Below are 14,569 nucleotides of genomic sequence, written 5' to 3' on the forward strand. Positions count from 1 at the left end.
CCGATCTTGGCAAAGATCGCCGTCAGCGCGGCAAATGCCGCCGAGAACAACGCCCAGAACTGCCAGGAGGCCAGCACGACTTTCATGGGCATCTCCGAAAGTCGGAACCGAAAGGGGTCGTGACGAGCAGCCGCCGAACCGAGCAACATGCAACGCTGTTCGACGGTCTTATGCGGATGCCGATGACCCACGGCGCCGTGGCGCTGCCTCGCCCCGGCAAGATGGAGCGGGGCGAGGCTGCCGCCTCAGCATTCCGCCGGCGCCGGAAGGGAGGTCGCCCCGGCCTGCCCGCCCCTTCGGCATCGGTGAAGCCCTCACGCATCTGGGGTTGACGTGGACCGGGAGCAGGAAGGAAACACGGGTCGCTCGCTTAAACCGGGCGGCGGGTCGGTCAGAGGCGGTCGAACACGGAACCCATCCTCGGGCTGAACAAGCGCTCGTAAGTGCGCATGAGGAAGGCGTCGGTCATGCCGGCCACGTGGTCGCAGATTACGCGCCGACCGTCAGGCGCCTTTTCGTACGCCTCGTAGGTCGACCGCGGCAGGAACGACTTCGGCTCCGAGGCGAGGGCCTCGAACACCGCGACGACCATACCCTGACCCTTGAATTCGAGGTGCTGGACCCCCGGGCTGCGAATGACGACCTCCCGGACCAGTTCCTTCAGCGCTTCCAGGAAGGTGTTCGCTCCGGCTTCGATGGCAGCCCGATATCGAACGAGGGGCTCGTCGAACTCCTCCCTGGTCTCGATCACGCAGTTCGTGATCAGGTGATGGACCATCCGGCCGATGCACCTCTTCCGGGTATCGCCGGCACCGAACAGCCGATCAAGGAATCCCTCATAGACGTTGTTGCCGAACTCCTCCGGGTATTTCTCCTTGAGACTGTTGAGGAAACTTGAGCTCTTCTCCTCGGTCACGTGCGCCTCGAAATCCACCCGCGTTACCAGGCCAAGGGCGAGGGCATCCTCCAGGTCATGGATGCCGAAGCCGATGTCGTCGGCGACGTCCATAATGCTGCAATCGAACGACTTGTGGAGGGGCTTGCGGTGCTTGCCCTCCTGATCGCGGGCCTCGGTGAAGGCGTTGCGGTCCTTTTCGCTGAGTGGGGCGAGGATCCAGTCGACGACGTCTTGCTCGCAATCCAGGTAGCACTTGGGCGGCTTGGAGGCCTCGCGGTCGATGATCCGGATCGACTCCGGGCCGACGTGGAGGGCGGGGCGGATGTCCACGTTCATCGCGAGGCTGAAGGGCACGGGATACTTCAGAACCCCGAGCAGGGTGCGCCGCATCAGGTTCGCGCCGGCGACCTTGGAGAACTTTTCCAGCCTGGACAGGATGCGCAGGGTCTGGCCGTTGCCCTCGAAACCGCCGGCACCGCGCATGCAGAAATTCAGGGCAACCTCGCCGCCGTGGCCGAACGGGGGGTGGCCGAGGTCGTGGGTCATGCCCACGGCCTGGATCATGCTGAGGTCCGGGATGTATTGCCGGGCGGCATGGTCGGCATAAACCTTCTCGAACCGCCGCGCGATCCCGCCGGCAATCTGCGCGACCTCAAGCGAATGGGTGAGCCTCGTCCGGTAGAAGTCGCTGTCGCCGAGGTTCAGGATTTGCGTCTTGCCCTGCAAACGCCGGAACGACGCGGAGTGGATGACCCGGCTGTAATCGGTGGCGGCCCCATCGCGGGCGTCGTCGGCCTGGGCCTGCCATGGTTCGCGGCGGTCGTACCAATCCATATGCAATTACTTTCGCGGCTAAACTCGATCCAGGCAGCCGGTACCTCTCGGCTGCGCTGAATACCAACGGAAAGCGTCGATGCCGCCGCGGTTCCTTGCTCACGGCGCCTCCGTCCTCTTAGGAGCCTCGGCAGTTGGATGTGCGGGTCTTCCACCGTCGGTGTTTCGAGCCGCGGGACAAGGGCCGCTACGCCCGTAAGGGAGGCTGACAGCGCAATCCGCAGGCCGGGACCGAGGCTCGCTCCACGGGGGAACGGTCCGTCTACCGCTTCACGAACCCGATGTCGGCGGCGACGCCCTTGAGGCGCTCGGGCTCGCGCTCCTTACGCTCGGAGTAGCGGTCGACGAGGTAGTCGGCCCGTCCACGCATCAGGAGAGTGAACTTCATCAGCTCCTCGCAGACGTCCACCACCCGGTCGTAGAGCGGCCCGGGCTTCATTCGGCCGGCGTCATCGAACTCCTTGTAGGCCATCGGCACCGACGACTGGTTCGGGATGGTGATCATCCGCATCCAGCGCCCCAGCACCCGCAGGCTGTTGACCGCATTGAAACTCTGCGATCCGCCCGAGACCTGCATCACCGCAAGCGTCCGCCCCTGCGTCGGGCGCACCGAGCCCTCGCTCAGCGGCAGCCAGTCGACCTGGGCCTTCATCACCCCGGTCATGTTGCCGTGCCGCTCCGGGCTGACCCAGACCTGCCCCTCCGACCAGATCGAGAGCTGCCGGAGTTCCTGCACCTTCGGATGTTCGACGGGCGCGTCGTCGGGCAGCGGTAGCCCGTCCGCGTGGAATATGCGGACCTCCCCGCCCATCGCCTCCAGCAGCCGTGCCGCCTCGTAGGCCAGGAACCGGCTGAAGGACCGATCCCGGAGCGACCCGTAGAGGACGAGGAATCGAGGCGCATGGTCGAGCGGCGTCGGCGGCGCCATCCGTTCCTCGGTCGGCACCTCGAAATGCGCCTCGGAGAGGTTCGGCACCCCGTCGGCGAACGGCTGCTGGGGCTTGTCCAAGGCGCTTAACTCCTCTATGTTTCAACGATAGTTGATATGTAGGTCATTCGATGGACGAACGGCAAGCCCTCGCCGCCTTCGCCGCCCTCGGCCAGGAGCATAGGCTCCGGGTCGTGCGCGCCCTGGTCACCGCCGGTCCGGGCGGCCTCGCCGCGGGCGTCCTCGCCGAGACGGTGAACGTCGCCGGCAACAACCTGTCCTTCCACCTGAAGGAGCTCTCGCACGCCGGGCTGATCACCTCCCGGCGCGAGGGCAAGTCGGTCATCTACAGCGCCGCCTACGCCGGCCTGTCCGACCTCGTCCAGTTCCTCATGCGTGACTGCTGCCAGGGCCACCCCGAGGTGTGCGCCCCGGCCGTCGCCGCGCTCGCCGCCTGCGACTGCACCACCGGGGACACCCTCCATGCCTGAGCCAGTCTACAACGTCCTGTTCCTCTGCACCGGCAACTCGGCCCGCTCGATCCTGGCCGAGGCCATGCTCAAAAAGGAGGGCGGCGGGCGCTTCCGCGCCTTCTCGGCCGGCAGCCGACCGAAGGGCGAGCCGCACTCGCTGGCGCTGCAGGTCCTGCGGGAAAGCGACTACCCGACGGAGGGCCTGCGCTCGAAGTCGTGGGACGAGTTCGCCGGTCCCGAAGTCCCCGTCATGGATTTCGTCTTCACCGTCTGTGACAACGCCGCCGGCGAGACGTGCCCGTACTGGCCGGGCCAGCCGGTGACGGCCCACTGGGGCATCGAGGACCCCGCCGCGGCGGAGGGCTCGGAGATGGAGCGCAAGCGCGCCTTCGTCACCGCCCAGCGCTACCTCAAGAATCGGATCGCGGCCTTCGTCGCCCTGCCGCTCGGCAGCCTCGACCAGGTCGCCCTGTCGTCGAAGGTCCGCGAGATCGGCCAGATGGCCGGCGCGACCTCGGCCCGCCCGGAGGTCGCGTGATGGACGTCGTCATCTACCACAACCCCGCCTGCGGCACGTCCCGCAACACCCTGGCGATGATCCGCAACGCCGGCATCGAGCCGCACGTGGTCGAGTACCTGAAGACGCCACCGAACCGGGCGCTCCTCAAGCAGATGCTCGCCCGCGCGGGCCTCTCGGTCCGGGATGTCCTGCGCGAGAAGGGCACGCCCTACGCCGAGCTCGGCCTCGCCGACCCGGCGCTGACCGACGAGCAACTCCTCGACGCGGTCGAGGCGCACCCCGTCCTGCTCAACCGTCCGTTGGTGGTGAGCCCGATGGGCGTGCGCCTGTGCCGGCCGTCGGAGGCGGTGCTCGACCTCCTGCCGGACCAGCAGGGGGAGTTCGTGAAGGAGGACGGCGAGCGCGTCGTCGACGAGCGCGGCCGCCGCGTCGCCACCGCTTGAGGACACCATGAGCACCTTCGAACGCTACCTGACCCTCTGGGTCGCCCTCTGCATCGTGGCCGGCATCGCGCTCGGCCACGTCATGCCGGGCTTCTTCCACGCCGTCGGCGCGGCCGAGGTCGCCAAGGTGAACCTGCCGGTCGCCGTCCTGATCTGGCTCATGGTCATCCCCATGCTGCTCAAGATCGACTTCGCCTCGCTGCGCCACGTCGGGCGGCACTGGCGCGGCATCGGCGTGACGCTGTTCATCAACTGGGCGGTGAAGCCCTTCTCGATGGCCGCGCTCGGCTGGCTGTTCATCGGCACCCTGTTCCGGCCCTACCTGCCGGCCGACCAGGTCGACAGCTACATCGCCGGGCTCATCATCCTGGCGGCGGCCCCCTGCACCGCCATGGTGTTCGTCTGGTCGAACCTGACCCGAGGCGAGCCGTACTTCACCCTGAGCCAGGTGGCGCTCAACGACACCATCATGGTGGTGGCCTTCGCCCCCATCGTTGGCCTGCTTCTCGGGCTCTCGGCCATCACCGTGCCTTGGGGGACGCTGGTGTTGTCGGTGGCGCTCTACATCGTCATCCCGGTCGTCGTCGCGCAAGTGATCCGCCGTGGCCTCCTGGCCTCCGGCGGGCGGGCCGCCCTCGACCGGCTGCTCGCCAGGCTCGGGCCCACCTCGCTCGCCGCACTTCTGGCGACCCTGGTGCTGCTGTTCGGCTTCCAGGGCGAGCAGATCCTGGCCCAGCCCGCGGTCATCGGGCTGCTCGCGGTCCCCATCCTCATCCAGGTTTACCTGAACTCGGGGCTGGCCTACCTCCTGAACCGGGTCGCCGGGGAGCAGCACTGCGTGGCCGGGCCCTCGGCACTGATTGGCGCCTCGAACTTCTTCGAGCTCGCGGTGGCGGCCGCGATCAGCCTGTTCGGCTTCAACTCGGGCGCGGCGCTGGCCACCGTGGTCGGCGTCCTCATCGAGGTCCCAGTCATGCTTTCCGTCGTATGGATCGTGAACCGCTCGCAGGGCTGGTACGAGCGTGGCGCGGCCGGCAAGGCAGCGGCGCTGAAGCCTGCCTCCCGTGAGGTCTGAGGTCCACAACCGCCTCGTCGTCATCTCGGCCCTGGGCGTGGTGGAGATCCTCGCCTGGGGCTCGTCCTTCTACTTGCCGGCGGTGCTGGCGGGGCCCATCGCCGCCGACACGGGTTGGCCGCTCGCATGGGTGGTCGGGGGGCTGTCCATCGGCCTGCTGGTGGCGGCAATCGCCTCGCCCCGGGTCGGAATCGCCATCCACCGGCACGGGGGTCGGCCGGTCCTTGTATCGGCGGCCTTGCTGCTAGCGGGTGGCCACTTGGTGATCGGACTGGCACCGAACCTTCCGGTGTTCCTGTCCGGCTGGCTGGTCATTGGGCTCGGGATGGGCTGCGGCCTCTACGACCCGGCCTTCGCCACCCTCGGCCGGCTCTACGGCGACGAGGCGCGCCCGGCCATCACCACCCTGACCCTATGGGGTGGGTTCGCCAGCACCGTCTGCTGGCCGCTCTCGGCCCTTCTCGTCGAGCAGGTCGGCTGGCGCTCGACATGTCTTGCCTATGCCGGGCTGCACCTCTTCGTCACGCTTCCCCTGGTGCTCGGTCTGATCCCTGAGGCGCCTGCCTTGGCTAACGGCGGGGACGTAAAACACCTTGGCGAAGCGCCGCTCACCTCGCGGGAACGGCGCGCCTTCGCGCTGATGGCCGGCGTGTTGGTTTTCGGCGGCACCGTGATGACGTTGATCTCGGTCCACCTGATTACCTTGCTGCAGGCACGCGGCGTGGCCTTTGCCGCCGCCGTATCCTACGGCGCCCTGATCGGGCCGTCCCAGGTCGGAGCCCGCGTTATCGAGATGGCCAATAAGGGGCGGCACCACCCGCTCTGGACGCTAAACGTGGCCATGGCCCTCGTGGCGCTCGGGCTGGCAATCCTGGCAGTGGGCATTCCTGCGGTCGGCATCGCCTTGGTGCTCTACGGTGCCGGCAACGGGATCTACTCGATCGCGAGAGGCACGGTGCCGCTCGCCCTGTTCGGGTCGGAACGCTACCCGGTTCTGGCGGGGCGGCTCGCCCGGCCGAGCCTGATCGCCCAGGCTCTTGCTCCGTCGCTGGGGGCCACGGTCCTCACCTACGGCGGCCCCGATTTGGCCTATGCCCTTCTGGCGGTGCTCGCGCTCGCGAACGTCGGTTTGGCAGGCGCCTTGTGGGGCACACGACCGGAAGCGGTCGGCATCCCCGGCGAGGCCGAGGCGGGCTCGAAGAACAGGTGCTTCGCTTCAGCAGCCAAGCCGAAGGGCCGCCTTCGAAACGGCCCCCCTTCTTCGCTCTAGGTTGCTTCAGTGCAGAATAATGGTGCTCGGCACCGGAATGCCGGGTTGACCAAATGAGGTGGCCGGTTCGGCACCACACTCCTGGCGGCAATGATCCGTCCACGTCGGCCTCTGGCGACCGCAAGTCCTCGCAAATCGCCCGATGTCATTGATCTTTGAATAATTTTTGGCAGACATCTCGCAATTGGGCGAACGGTCTCCGCTGGCTCCCGAGCCTCCGCTTGGGAGCCAGCGGAGACCGGTCGCCCAAATGTCTGCTCTCTGCGATATCTATCTGTACATGCGCGTTTTTTTGATGTTGGGTGTTTATGTGTCCTCAGGATCCTGCAGTAGATAACTGGCCTCCTACGCCCGGGCCCGGAAACCGAAACGAAGAACGGCATCTCGGCAGTTTCGTGTGATGCATGGCTGCCGCCGCCTTGTCGCTAGATTGGTGTTCAAGTCTGCTAACCGCAGCAATCGGAGCACCGCGGCCGAGCGCTTACCGAAACCAGCCAGTGCGCAGCATCCGTGTGATCCCGTGCGCCCTCATGGGCCATCGCCCCGCGGGCGCGACGCACGTCCATGCACACGACGTGGAACACCGCGACTTCGGTCATCCGCCCGCACGGCCGGCCCGCCAGCGCCCGTCTCCTGTCCGCAGCCGATCAGCGACAGGCCGAGGCCACCCAGCGACGCCGCCGCGCACGCGCGATATTGGCTTCGCTGATGATGCCGTCGTCCTCGCCGACGACGCATGCGCAGGTCTCAAGCCAGCGAGGCGTCGATATGGGTATAGCAGCGCATGAGCCACGCCCGTACGGTCGGTCGCGAGCGGAACCCGGCAGACCGGCCGGCCATCTCGGCAGCTTGCCACGATCCGCGGCTCGCGGGGGGGCTGGCGATGGCTCGACCACTCGATCCAAGTCGTGACCGTTCCGCCCGAAACCGCTGGCCCGCCCCGGGCGACGTGACCGGCACGTCGGAGCCCTTCGATCAGCGTGGTCGATCCGGCGGAAGCGGAAACCGCTGCGGCGCCTCCCGCGACCGTCGCTGATGGTCCAGGAGATCCAGGGCCCAATCCGGCCTCGGCGCGACGGACGCCTCATACAATTCACGGTATGCTTCAGGTGTCAGCCAAGTGCCGACGGGATGACGTCCGGTCAGGCGCAGGAAGGCGCTCAGCGATAGGCAAACCGGCGGCGGCAGGCCGACGACGGTCTGGAGAGCGCAGCTGGAACTCTTGCTGCGCTGTCCCACGATACGCGTGTTGAGGAGGCCCATGGCCCCGGCCCGGGCATCCGGGCCGACGAGTTCCTCGTCGAGCGGCGTGGGCGTGCCGGGCGTCTCAAGCGCCGAAAGCAACTCGCTCCAGGACTGCCACCCCCACGCCAGCGCGACGACCTGTCGAGCGGTCGCCTCGGCGATAGGCTGCCGGACATTGGCGAGTTGCGCGCGCAGGGCGTGCACCTTGCGGTTTGCGAAGAAGATCGAGGACGGGCGGAACATCGCGGACCATGGGACTGCGTACGGTGAGCCAATGGATTCAGCTCGCTACGGAGCGGTCAAGGCAACGCCGCGTCGGAAGCTTCGTCGGGTCGCCCCGGCCAGGACGAGGTCCGGCTGGAAAGGCGCCTTGCCCCTTCAACGCCGCCGCCCAGGCGGCGACTTGGTCCGCGACCTGGGCGACGGTTCCGTCGCCGAGCGCGGAAGCGGTCGGGTATGTTGTCGCCTGCTCCTCGGCGGCGGCCGACCCACGTCCACCAGGATCTCTGCAATTCGCTGTGGCCATCCCTCCGCCGTGACGCGAAACTCCCTGTGGATAAATCGCGTCGCCTCGAACCCCGCTTAGATATCCATGTGGACGTGTAACCGTCGGAGGTTAGTGTGGCGCAACGGAGGTACGGCACCATGGGCGACTCGGATTGGGCGGCGGAGCGGGCGGAGGAATACTGGCGGCTCCACGCGGAGCCCGTGCTCAAGCGCGTCGTCATCGACGCCTTCCTGTCCGGAACGGCGGCCGTGCCCCCTGCCTTGGCGAACTGGCTGGCTTCGGCGCCCATCGGGCGCGGTGCCGAGGCTGTCACGCCGCCTCCACCCCCGGAGCCTGCGCAGCAGGTGCCGCCCGGCGCCAAGGAGGTCGCGGCACCGCAAGCCGGTCCTCGGCCCAAGAGGTCCCCCCGCCCGCTCAAGGGGGTGAGCGCCGCTGCGTACGACCTCGTCAAGCGCGCAGGCAAGCCCCTGACATCCCGGGAGCTGCTCGGACAGCTGAGGGACTGGGACGGGGGCGAGCGGACCGAGGCGCGCGACAATTCCCTTCTGGCCGCGATGCGGCGGCTTCGCAAGGCCGGTTGGGTCGACTTCGACGGGACGCATTACAGCCCGTCGGCGAAGAGGCCCCGCAGCAAAGGCAGGTCCGGTCCCGCCGGGCCGGGTCGGGTCTGATCGCCCGCCCATGGCAAGGCCAATCCATCGCCTCGCAGATCGGCTCCCTGCGCAGGAAGGCAGGGCGCTGGCGGAGATCGAGACCCGGCAAGCCCGCGGCCTACCGCCCGTTCGACCATCCAACGCAAACATGGACTCGGAGCGCACATGACCACCTCGTTCGGCGACGCGCGTCGCCTGCACGTCCTGTCTCTCGTCGCCCTGCTCTCGGTCGTGACGCCGCCGCGCAGCCGGGCCGCCGACGGAACCATGAGCGAGCACGAGATCGCTCCCGGCATGGTCATCCGCGGCCTGGTCACCGCGGCGGGCGCGCGGGCCTTTCGCCTGATCGTGCGGGGAACGCTCGTTGCCTCCTTGACCGCGAGGGATGGGGCGCCGCCGACCGGGTACTGCCTCGTTGGAGAGTGGTTGTCCGTGCTGGAGGCACTGGCTGCGCCATGGCGCGCGTTCGCCGGCGAGACCTCGCCGCGGAACTTCGGACCGCCGCGCCGGTCGCATTCCGAGCGCTCACCCTTCGTCGCACGGTTCCCGGCGCGCCAAGCCCGCCTCACGGGCCCGAAGCTCGTTCGGTTCCTCGCCGAGTGCACCGCTTCCCTAGGAGCGAAGGACTCGATGCGCGGCGATGAGATCGCCCTCGTCGTCGGCACGCCGGAGACCCGAGTTCGGATCGCGTGCAGCGGTGCCGAACTTCACGTCCTGGTCCATCGAGAGCGGCGCTTGGTCATGGCCGGCACCCTGTCGCGCCTCGACCTGAGTCGGCCCGGGCGCACGCGCTGCTGCATCGGTCGCCAGTGGCTGCCCGAGTTGTTGGATTGGTTCTGGGCCGTATCCGACGATGTCGATCCTGCAGACCTCGTTCGGTTCTGCCAGGGTGCCGCCTCGGATCGGCCCTAGCCGGCGTCGGCCGATGGCGCCGACGCCCGGATGCAGGGCCGGCCCTCGCCAAGCTTAAGCTCTCGCCTCTCGGGCCGTGACGTGTGCCAGGAAGGAGCGCAGCGTGGGTGTACGGCGGTCCTTGTGCGTTCGAGGCGCATACCGCCAACGAAAAAGCCCCGCCTGAGCGGAGCTTTCGTTTGAGGGGAATACCCGCGGGCAAACCCCGACCTCCGATGGCGAGCATCTTCGGTCAGCTGAAAAGACGGTGTGACCCGCCTCCAGCGAGTGAGAGGGATATCGCATATCCGCCTCGCCGGGTCAATGATCGAGGCCCAGCACGGTTCCGAGGAGCGCTCGGATGCCGGCGAGCTCGGCGGGCGAGATGGACGGCAGCGCCGGGCGGCGGTTCACGTTGACCTGCCACAGCCGGACCAGGGAAACGGTATAGATGTGGTCGCAGACGGCCCAAACCGGGTCGGTCTGGTGGAAGAAGGGATACGTGCCCGGCTCGAACCGGAAATGATGGGTGTTGTTCTCCCGGGGCGGGCTCTTGCTCACCGGCACCACCGTGCAGCGCCCGGCGGCGCCGGCCGAGCGCGAGGACACGACGATCGCCCGCCGTTCCTTCTGCATCTCCGGCTTCACGAGGTAGGTGAAATCGCACATCACGACCCGGCCGGGGCTCGGAGCGTGCGGAACCGGCCGCCTGACCTCGGCCGTGCGGCGCGTGACGACCGAACCTTCCAGCGTCGTCAGGAACGCGTCCGCCTTCGCGGCGGCGATGCCGCCGCGAACCAGCGCCGTCTTCAGCTTGGTCCGCTCGTACTGCGCGGTGGCCTTCTCCGACAGGAAGCAGTGGCGCAACGCGCTGGCCACCGCCTCCGCGGCCTCTTCGGCGAAGCCTCCCTCGCACAGCCGGTCGAGGCAAGCCTCGCCGTCGAAGCGGGTATCGGGATGCCGGGAAATCTCCATCAATCCGCCGACGGCGAGCGCCTCGCCCTGGGCGAAGCCGAGATCCGTCATGGCCTTGAACATGCGAAAGGCGTGGGGCACCCCGAGACAAATGCTCCTGCCGATGGGAAGGCGATGGCGTAGCCCGGGCGACGTCGCGTCGGGCAGGCCGAGGGCGAGCCGATCCGTTCGAAGTCGGCAAACACCTCGGCCGACGCCGTATCCGCACGCCGGACCATTGTCATCCCACGCCGAAGGGGCCGAGCGCCGCCGGCGCCCGGGCGCCGCGATCATGCCGGGGCCTACCCGCCGTGGATGCATTCGTTTGAGCGACCAGGCCCGGGGGGGGCGGCACCCGCGCTCGTCATCGAGGCGCCGGGTCCCGCCGCCCGGGCGCGCCGCCTCGGCCTGGTCCCGGGGCACGTTCCATCCGGCGCCGAGAACGACGGTTCCCGACCTTGCCGCACCGCCCGGCGCGGCTATTCGTTTTCATTCAAGAGCGCCACCGCGGCCTCCAGGAGCGCTCGGAACGCGACCGACTGCCGTGCAGCCGCCTCCACGCGCAGCGTCAGGTTCGAGAAAGCCGCGGGATCCTCCGACGGGTGCGCACCGATGAACCGAACCGCGGCGAGATGCAGCGCGGGTCTAGGCTTATGTTGCCCTGCCAATAGCTTCGATATGGTCGCCTGGCTCGCGCCGAGGATCTTGGCAAGGGCAGCCTGCGTAAGCCCGCGCTCTCGACGCACGCGACCGAGGGCAATCGCCAGCGCATGCGCATCCCCGCCGTCAGCCGCCCGCTTGCTTCCGCTCATGAAGTCAATAAAATCGAATGATAACGAATAATCAAGGCGCGCAGGATGCAGGCTCAGACGTCCGGGAGGACGCGGTCGGTCGCGACGATTCCCGCGGACCCGGAGGCCGAATTGATGCCGGGGGTGCGGTGGGGGCGCCCGGAATGGGTGCCGAGTGCCGCGTTCTGGGCTTTCATGGTCGGTCGGGCCAGCGAGCCGGTCGACGGGTTCGTGGGGCGGGAGGTCAGCCTGGCCCACGAGATCGGCTTCTGTCTGCTCGGGGGCTACGGCATCACGGCCGAGGTCAACCACGCGGTCCATCGCGCGCTCGCCGCGGATGGGATCTTCGAGCCGGGCCGTCGTCCCGGGGCCGATGAGATCGAGGCCCTCCTGCGCAGGCCGGTCCGCATCGGCGAAAGGTCGGTGCGCTACCGCTTCCCGAAGCAGAGGGCGGGCAGGCTCGCCGACGCGCTGACGCTCATCGAGACCGATCCTCCGCCGTCGAGCGACGCCCTGGCCTTCCGACGCCACCTGATGCGCCTGCCCGGCGTCGGTCCGAAGACCGCCTCGTGGGTCACCCGGAACTGGCTGGGCTCGGACGAGGTCGCCATCCTCGACATTCACATCATCCGTGCAGGCCTCCTGATCGGCCTGTTCGAGCGGCCGATCCGCCTCCCGCGGGACTACGAGGCGCTCGAACGGCGCTTCCTGCAGTTCTGCGTGGCCCTGGACGCGAAGCCGTCGCTGGTCGATGCCGTCATGTGGCGGGCGATGCGCAACATCGGCCGGGGACCGGTTTGACCGGCGACGGCGGAGGCCGATAAGAAATCAGGTCTCCTTCACCAGTGGCCGGGCAAGCGGGATGTCGGGGGGCAGCAAGAAAAGTTCGGGCCGTCGCCTGGTCGCGCCGGCCGGTGCAGGGCCGGGCGCGCCGAGCTCGACCGCCGGATCGGAGGGCGGGAATGCGCCGACGGGCTCGCCCTGCGACCTCAGTTACGACGTCGAACTGACCGGGGTCCGGGCCGACGTCGTCGCCGTCGTGCGCATCGGCGACGTCCTGGACGTCGCGCTGCACAGGGCGGGTGCGTTCGAGACCGCCGTGTGCCGTACCCGCCCCGCCGGGCAGGTGGTCGGCACGCTGGCGAACGTCGAAGGCCTCGACGAACTTCTCGGTTGCCTGCGCACCCACCACCGCTACGCGGCGACCGTGACGCAGGTCGGCCGCCTCCTCTGTCGCGTCGCCATCGCACCGGTGCTGGGTTGATCGTCGCCGGAGGGTCCTACCTGGAGATCTGCGAGATCCCGCGCTGGCGCCGGCTGTTCGGTTCGGGCGGCCGTGCCGCCGCGGCGGTCGGGCAGCTCTCGCCGGGCAGCAGCCTTCACACCTATGCCTTCGCAGGCTGGGCCCGCGACGTCGAGAGCTCGATGCACGCCTGCGGGGTGACGGCGACGGTAATGCCCATCGCCGAGGAGATCAGCTTCGGCTACTTCCATGCCCTGTCGCCGGCCACGCTGCGGCCCGGCGTGCCGACGCGACACCCGGCCCTCTCGGTCGACGGGCGGGTCGTGCTGCGTTTCGGCTTCGTGGAGGGCGACGCGGTCGTGTCCGCGGAGCGGGCGGTCCACGACCCGCAGGGCGACGACGTTGTCCCGTTCCGCGCCAACGGGTCCCGGGCCGAGGCCCTGGCCGTAGTCCTGAACGAGGGGGAGGCGGAGGGGGCGACGGGCGAGGAGGGGCCGGCCGCAGGCGAGGCCGTTCTCGCCCTGCACGCGGCCGACGTGGTCGTGGTCAAGCGTGGCTGCTCGGGCGCGACCGTCCACCGGCCTGGTCGCGACCCCGTCGCGGTGCCCGCTTATCGATCCGCCCGCGTGTTCAAGATCGGCTCGGGCGACGTCTTCAGCGCCGCCTTCGCGCATCACTGGGGCGAGCGCGGCCTCGACGCCGCGGCGGCGGCCGACCTGGCGTCGCGCGCGGTCCACCATTTCGTCGACACGCGCTCGCTGCCGCTGCCCGCGGCCGCCGACCTCGCCGACCAGGCGCTCGCACCCGTGGGCGGGGAGCCCGGCCGCGTCTACCTCGCGGCCCCGTTCTTCCACATCGCCCAACGCTGGCTCGTCGAGGAGGCACGGGACCGGCTGCACGCCCTCGGCGCGTCTGTCTTCTCGCCGTTGCACGACGTGGGCACGGGGGGCGGCGCCGTCGCCCTCGCCACCGCCGACCTCGCGGGGCTCGACGGCTGCCAAGCCGTGCTCGCCCTGCTCGACGGGGCGGACCCGGGCTCGATCTTCGAGGTTGGACATGCGCGGGCGCGCGGCATCCCAGTGGTCGTGCTGGCCGAACGCCTCGACGAGCATCACCTGACCATGCTGGCCGGCACCGGCTGCGAGGTCGTCGACGATTTCGCCTCCGCCCTCTATCGGGTCGTGTGGGCCTCGCTGCGATGAGGGTTCTGCTGTTTTCCGGCGGCCTCGATTCGACCGCCCTCGCTTGGTGGCAGAGGCCGGACGCCTGCCTGTTCGTCGATTACGGCCAGCGGCCGGCGGCGGGCGAAAGGGCGGCTGCGACGTCCATCGCGGCCGAGTTCGGGCTGCGGCTCGAAACGCTTCAGGTCGACCTGTCCGGGCTTGGCCTCGGGCCCCTGGCCGGCGGGGAGCCCGCCGCGCTCGCGCGTGCCCCCGAATGGTGGCCCTACCGCAACCAGATCCTGGTCACCCTCGCAGGCATGCGCTTCGTCGCGGAAGGCCTGTCGGAGATCCTCATCGGAACGGTGGCGACCGATGTCCACGCCGACGGACGCGCCCCATTCCTGCGGACGCTCGACCGACTGATGCGGCTCCAGGAGGGTGGGGTGCGCGTCGTGGCGCCCGCACGGCACCTGAGCGGGCCGGCCCTTCTCGCGGCGTCCGGCCTTCCCGCCTCGGCGCTCGGTGCGACATTCTCCTGTCACGTCATGGAATATGCCTGCGGGCAGTGCCGCGGATGCGAGAAGCATCGCGAGACCTTGCGGTCGTTCGGCCTGCGGTCCGACGTGAAGGCATCCCGCGCGGCCCCGGACCGACCGGACGCGGCGCGGGCGGAGGGTTGA

Annotated in this window: 16 protein-coding genes; 11 read left to right on the forward strand and 5 right to left on the reverse strand. The window is 69.0% G+C overall.

Features of this window, described 5'->3' with window-relative positions; translation table 11 throughout:
• Positions 1 to 391: 391 nt before the first annotated feature.
• Together MFF54_RS04895 and arsH are read right to left on the reverse strand one after the other, a co-directional pair.
• A complete protein-coding gene (locus MFF54_RS04895) occupies positions 392 to 1,732 on the reverse strand; it encodes an anti-phage deoxyguanosine triphosphatase (protein ID WP_012455868.1) in 1,341 nt (446 codons plus the stop codon).
• Between the two features lie 262 nt (positions 1,733 to 1,994).
• Positions 1,995 to 2,741, reverse strand: coding sequence for an arsenical resistance protein ArsH (gene arsH / locus MFF54_RS04900; protein WP_012455867.1), 747 nt, complete (start codon positions 2,739 to 2,741; stop codon positions 1,995 to 1,997).
• Between the two features lie 50 nt (positions 2,742 to 2,791).
• Between arsH and MFF54_RS04905 the strand changes: the two genes are divergently transcribed.
• From MFF54_RS04905 to MFF54_RS04925, 5 genes are read left to right on the forward strand one after another with little or no spacing between them, the layout of a single operon-like run.
• Positions 2,792 to 3,151, forward strand: coding sequence for an ArsR/SmtB family transcription factor (locus MFF54_RS04905; RefSeq protein ID WP_003596793.1), 360 nt, complete (start codon positions 2,792 to 2,794; stop codon positions 3,149 to 3,151).
• Complete coding sequence (locus tag MFF54_RS04910) at positions 3,144 to 3,671, forward strand: arsenate reductase ArsC (RefSeq protein WP_003596792.1); 528 nt, start codon at positions 3,144 to 3,146, stop codon at positions 3,669 to 3,671. The genes MFF54_RS04905 and MFF54_RS04910 overlap by 8 nt, the downstream gene beginning before the upstream one ends.
• Positions 3,671 to 4,096 (forward strand): arsenate reductase (glutaredoxin), encoded by a 426-nt coding sequence (arsC, locus tag MFF54_RS04915; RefSeq protein WP_012455866.1) that lies wholly within the window; start codon positions 3,671 to 3,673, stop codon positions 4,094 to 4,096. Before MFF54_RS04910 ends, arsC begins: the two co-directional genes overlap by 1 nt.
• Before the next feature lie 7 nt (positions 4,097 to 4,103).
• Positions 4,104 to 5,171: an ACR3 family arsenite efflux transporter gene (gene arsB / locus MFF54_RS04920; protein ID WP_012455865.1), complete on the forward strand. Its 1,068-nt coding sequence runs from the start codon at positions 4,104 to 4,106 to the stop codon at positions 5,169 to 5,171.
• On the forward strand, positions 5,161 to 6,441 hold the full coding sequence (locus MFF54_RS04925; RefSeq protein ID WP_012455864.1) for an MFS transporter: 1,281 nt from the start codon (positions 5,161 to 5,163) through the stop codon (positions 6,439 to 6,441). Before arsB ends, MFF54_RS04925 begins: the two co-directional genes overlap by 11 nt.
• 975 nt (positions 6,442 to 7,416) lie before the next feature.
• Here the strand turns inward: MFF54_RS04925 and MFF54_RS04930 are convergent.
• Entirely contained in the window at positions 7,417 to 7,929 is a 513-nt protein-coding gene (locus tag MFF54_RS04930) for a hypothetical protein (RefSeq protein WP_012455863.1), read from the reverse strand.
• A 402-nt stretch (positions 7,930 to 8,331) separates the two neighbouring features.
• On the opposite strand from MFF54_RS04930, the gene MFF54_RS04935 reads away from it, so the two are divergent.
• The gene (locus tag MFF54_RS04935; RefSeq protein ID WP_012455862.1) at positions 8,332 to 8,865 is read left to right on the forward strand and encodes a hypothetical protein; all 534 of its coding nucleotides are present in this window, start codon (positions 8,332 to 8,334) and stop codon (positions 8,863 to 8,865) included.
• Positions 8,866 to 9,012: 147 nt separating this feature from the next.
• The gene (locus MFF54_RS04940) at positions 9,013 to 9,759 is read left to right on the forward strand and encodes a hypothetical protein (protein ID WP_012455861.1); all 747 of its coding nucleotides are present in this window, start codon (positions 9,013 to 9,015) and stop codon (positions 9,757 to 9,759) included.
• A 300-nt stretch (positions 9,760 to 10,059) separates the two neighbouring features.
• Here MFF54_RS04940 and MFF54_RS04945 read toward each other — a convergent pair whose 3' ends face one another.
• Both MFF54_RS04945 and MFF54_RS04950 read right to left on the reverse strand, forming a co-directional pair.
• Complete coding sequence (locus tag MFF54_RS04945; protein WP_238301518.1) at positions 10,060 to 10,986, reverse strand: type II toxin-antitoxin system PemK/MazF family toxin; 927 nt, start codon at positions 10,984 to 10,986, stop codon at positions 10,060 to 10,062.
• Between the two features lie 185 nt (positions 10,987 to 11,171).
• Entirely contained in the window at positions 11,172 to 11,504 is a 333-nt protein-coding gene (locus tag MFF54_RS04950) for a helix-turn-helix domain-containing protein (RefSeq protein ID WP_003604320.1), read from the reverse strand.
• Positions 11,505 to 11,618: 114 nt separating this feature from the next.
• On the opposite strand from MFF54_RS04950, the gene MFF54_RS04955 reads away from it, so the two are divergent.
• From MFF54_RS04955 to MFF54_RS04970, 4 genes are all read left to right on the forward strand, one after another.
• Positions 11,619 to 12,284, forward strand: coding sequence for an 8-oxoguanine DNA glycosylase (locus MFF54_RS04955; protein WP_012455859.1), 666 nt, complete (start codon positions 11,619 to 11,621; stop codon positions 12,282 to 12,284).
• Between the two features lie 61 nt (positions 12,285 to 12,345).
• The gene (locus MFF54_RS04960) at positions 12,346 to 12,747 is read left to right on the forward strand and encodes a hypothetical protein (RefSeq protein WP_003604318.1); all 402 of its coding nucleotides are present in this window, start codon (positions 12,346 to 12,348) and stop codon (positions 12,745 to 12,747) included.
• The gene (locus tag MFF54_RS04965; RefSeq protein ID WP_003604317.1) at positions 12,744 to 13,928 is read left to right on the forward strand and encodes a nucleoside 2-deoxyribosyltransferase; all 1,185 of its coding nucleotides are present in this window, start codon (positions 12,744 to 12,746) and stop codon (positions 13,926 to 13,928) included. The genes MFF54_RS04960 and MFF54_RS04965 overlap by 4 nt, the downstream gene beginning before the upstream one ends.
• Complete coding sequence (locus MFF54_RS04970; RefSeq protein WP_003604316.1) at positions 13,925 to 14,569, forward strand: 7-cyano-7-deazaguanine synthase; 645 nt, start codon at positions 13,925 to 13,927, stop codon at positions 14,567 to 14,569. The genes MFF54_RS04965 and MFF54_RS04970 overlap by 4 nt, the downstream gene beginning before the upstream one ends.

Source organism: Methylobacterium gregans (genome assembly GCF_022179245.1).
In the GTDB taxonomy this organism is placed as follows: Bacteria; Pseudomonadota; Alphaproteobacteria; order Rhizobiales; family Beijerinckiaceae; genus Methylobacterium; species Methylobacterium gregans.

Excerpts from the sequence above, each read along its gene's own strand:
- MFF54_RS04970 (WP_003604316.1), top strand. The coding sequence starts at position 13,925 with ATGAGGGTTCTGCTGTTTTCCGGCGGCCTCGATTCGACCGCCCTCGCT.
- MFF54_RS04935 (WP_012455862.1), top strand. The coding sequence starts at position 8,332 with ATGGGCGACTCGGATTGGGCGGCGGAGCGGGCGGAGGAATACTGGCGG.
- arsB (WP_012455865.1), top strand. The coding sequence starts at position 4,104 with ATGAGCACCTTCGAACGCTACCTGACCCTCTGGGTCGCCCTCTGCATC.
- MFF54_RS04960 (WP_003604318.1), top strand. The coding sequence starts at position 12,346 with ATGTCGGGGGGCAGCAAGAAAAGTTCGGGCCGTCGCCTGGTCGCGCCG.
- MFF54_RS04945 (WP_238301518.1), bottom strand. The coding sequence starts at position 10,986 with ATGATCGCGGCGCCCGGGCGCCGGCGGCGCTCGGCCCCTTCGGCGTGG.
- MFF54_RS04950 (WP_003604320.1), bottom strand. The coding sequence starts at position 11,504 with ATGAGCGGAAGCAAGCGGGCGGCTGACGGCGGGGATGCGCATGCGCTG.
- MFF54_RS04910 (WP_003596792.1), top strand. The coding sequence starts at position 3,144 with ATGCCTGAGCCAGTCTACAACGTCCTGTTCCTCTGCACCGGCAACTCG.
- MFF54_RS04905 (WP_003596793.1), top strand. The coding sequence starts at position 2,792 with ATGGACGAACGGCAAGCCCTCGCCGCCTTCGCCGCCCTCGGCCAGGAG.
- MFF54_RS04930 (WP_012455863.1), bottom strand. The coding sequence starts at position 7,929 with ATGTTCCGCCCGTCCTCGATCTTCTTCGCAAACCGCAAGGTGCACGCC.
- MFF54_RS04940 (WP_012455861.1), top strand. The coding sequence starts at position 9,013 with ATGACCACCTCGTTCGGCGACGCGCGTCGCCTGCACGTCCTGTCTCTC.
- MFF54_RS04955 (WP_012455859.1), top strand. The coding sequence starts at position 11,619 with ATGCCGGGGGTGCGGTGGGGGCGCCCGGAATGGGTGCCGAGTGCCGCG.
- MFF54_RS04895 (WP_012455868.1), bottom strand. The coding sequence starts at position 1,732 with ATGGATTGGTACGACCGCCGCGAACCATGGCAGGCCCAGGCCGACGAC.
- arsC (WP_012455866.1), top strand. The coding sequence starts at position 3,671 with ATGGACGTCGTCATCTACCACAACCCCGCCTGCGGCACGTCCCGCAAC.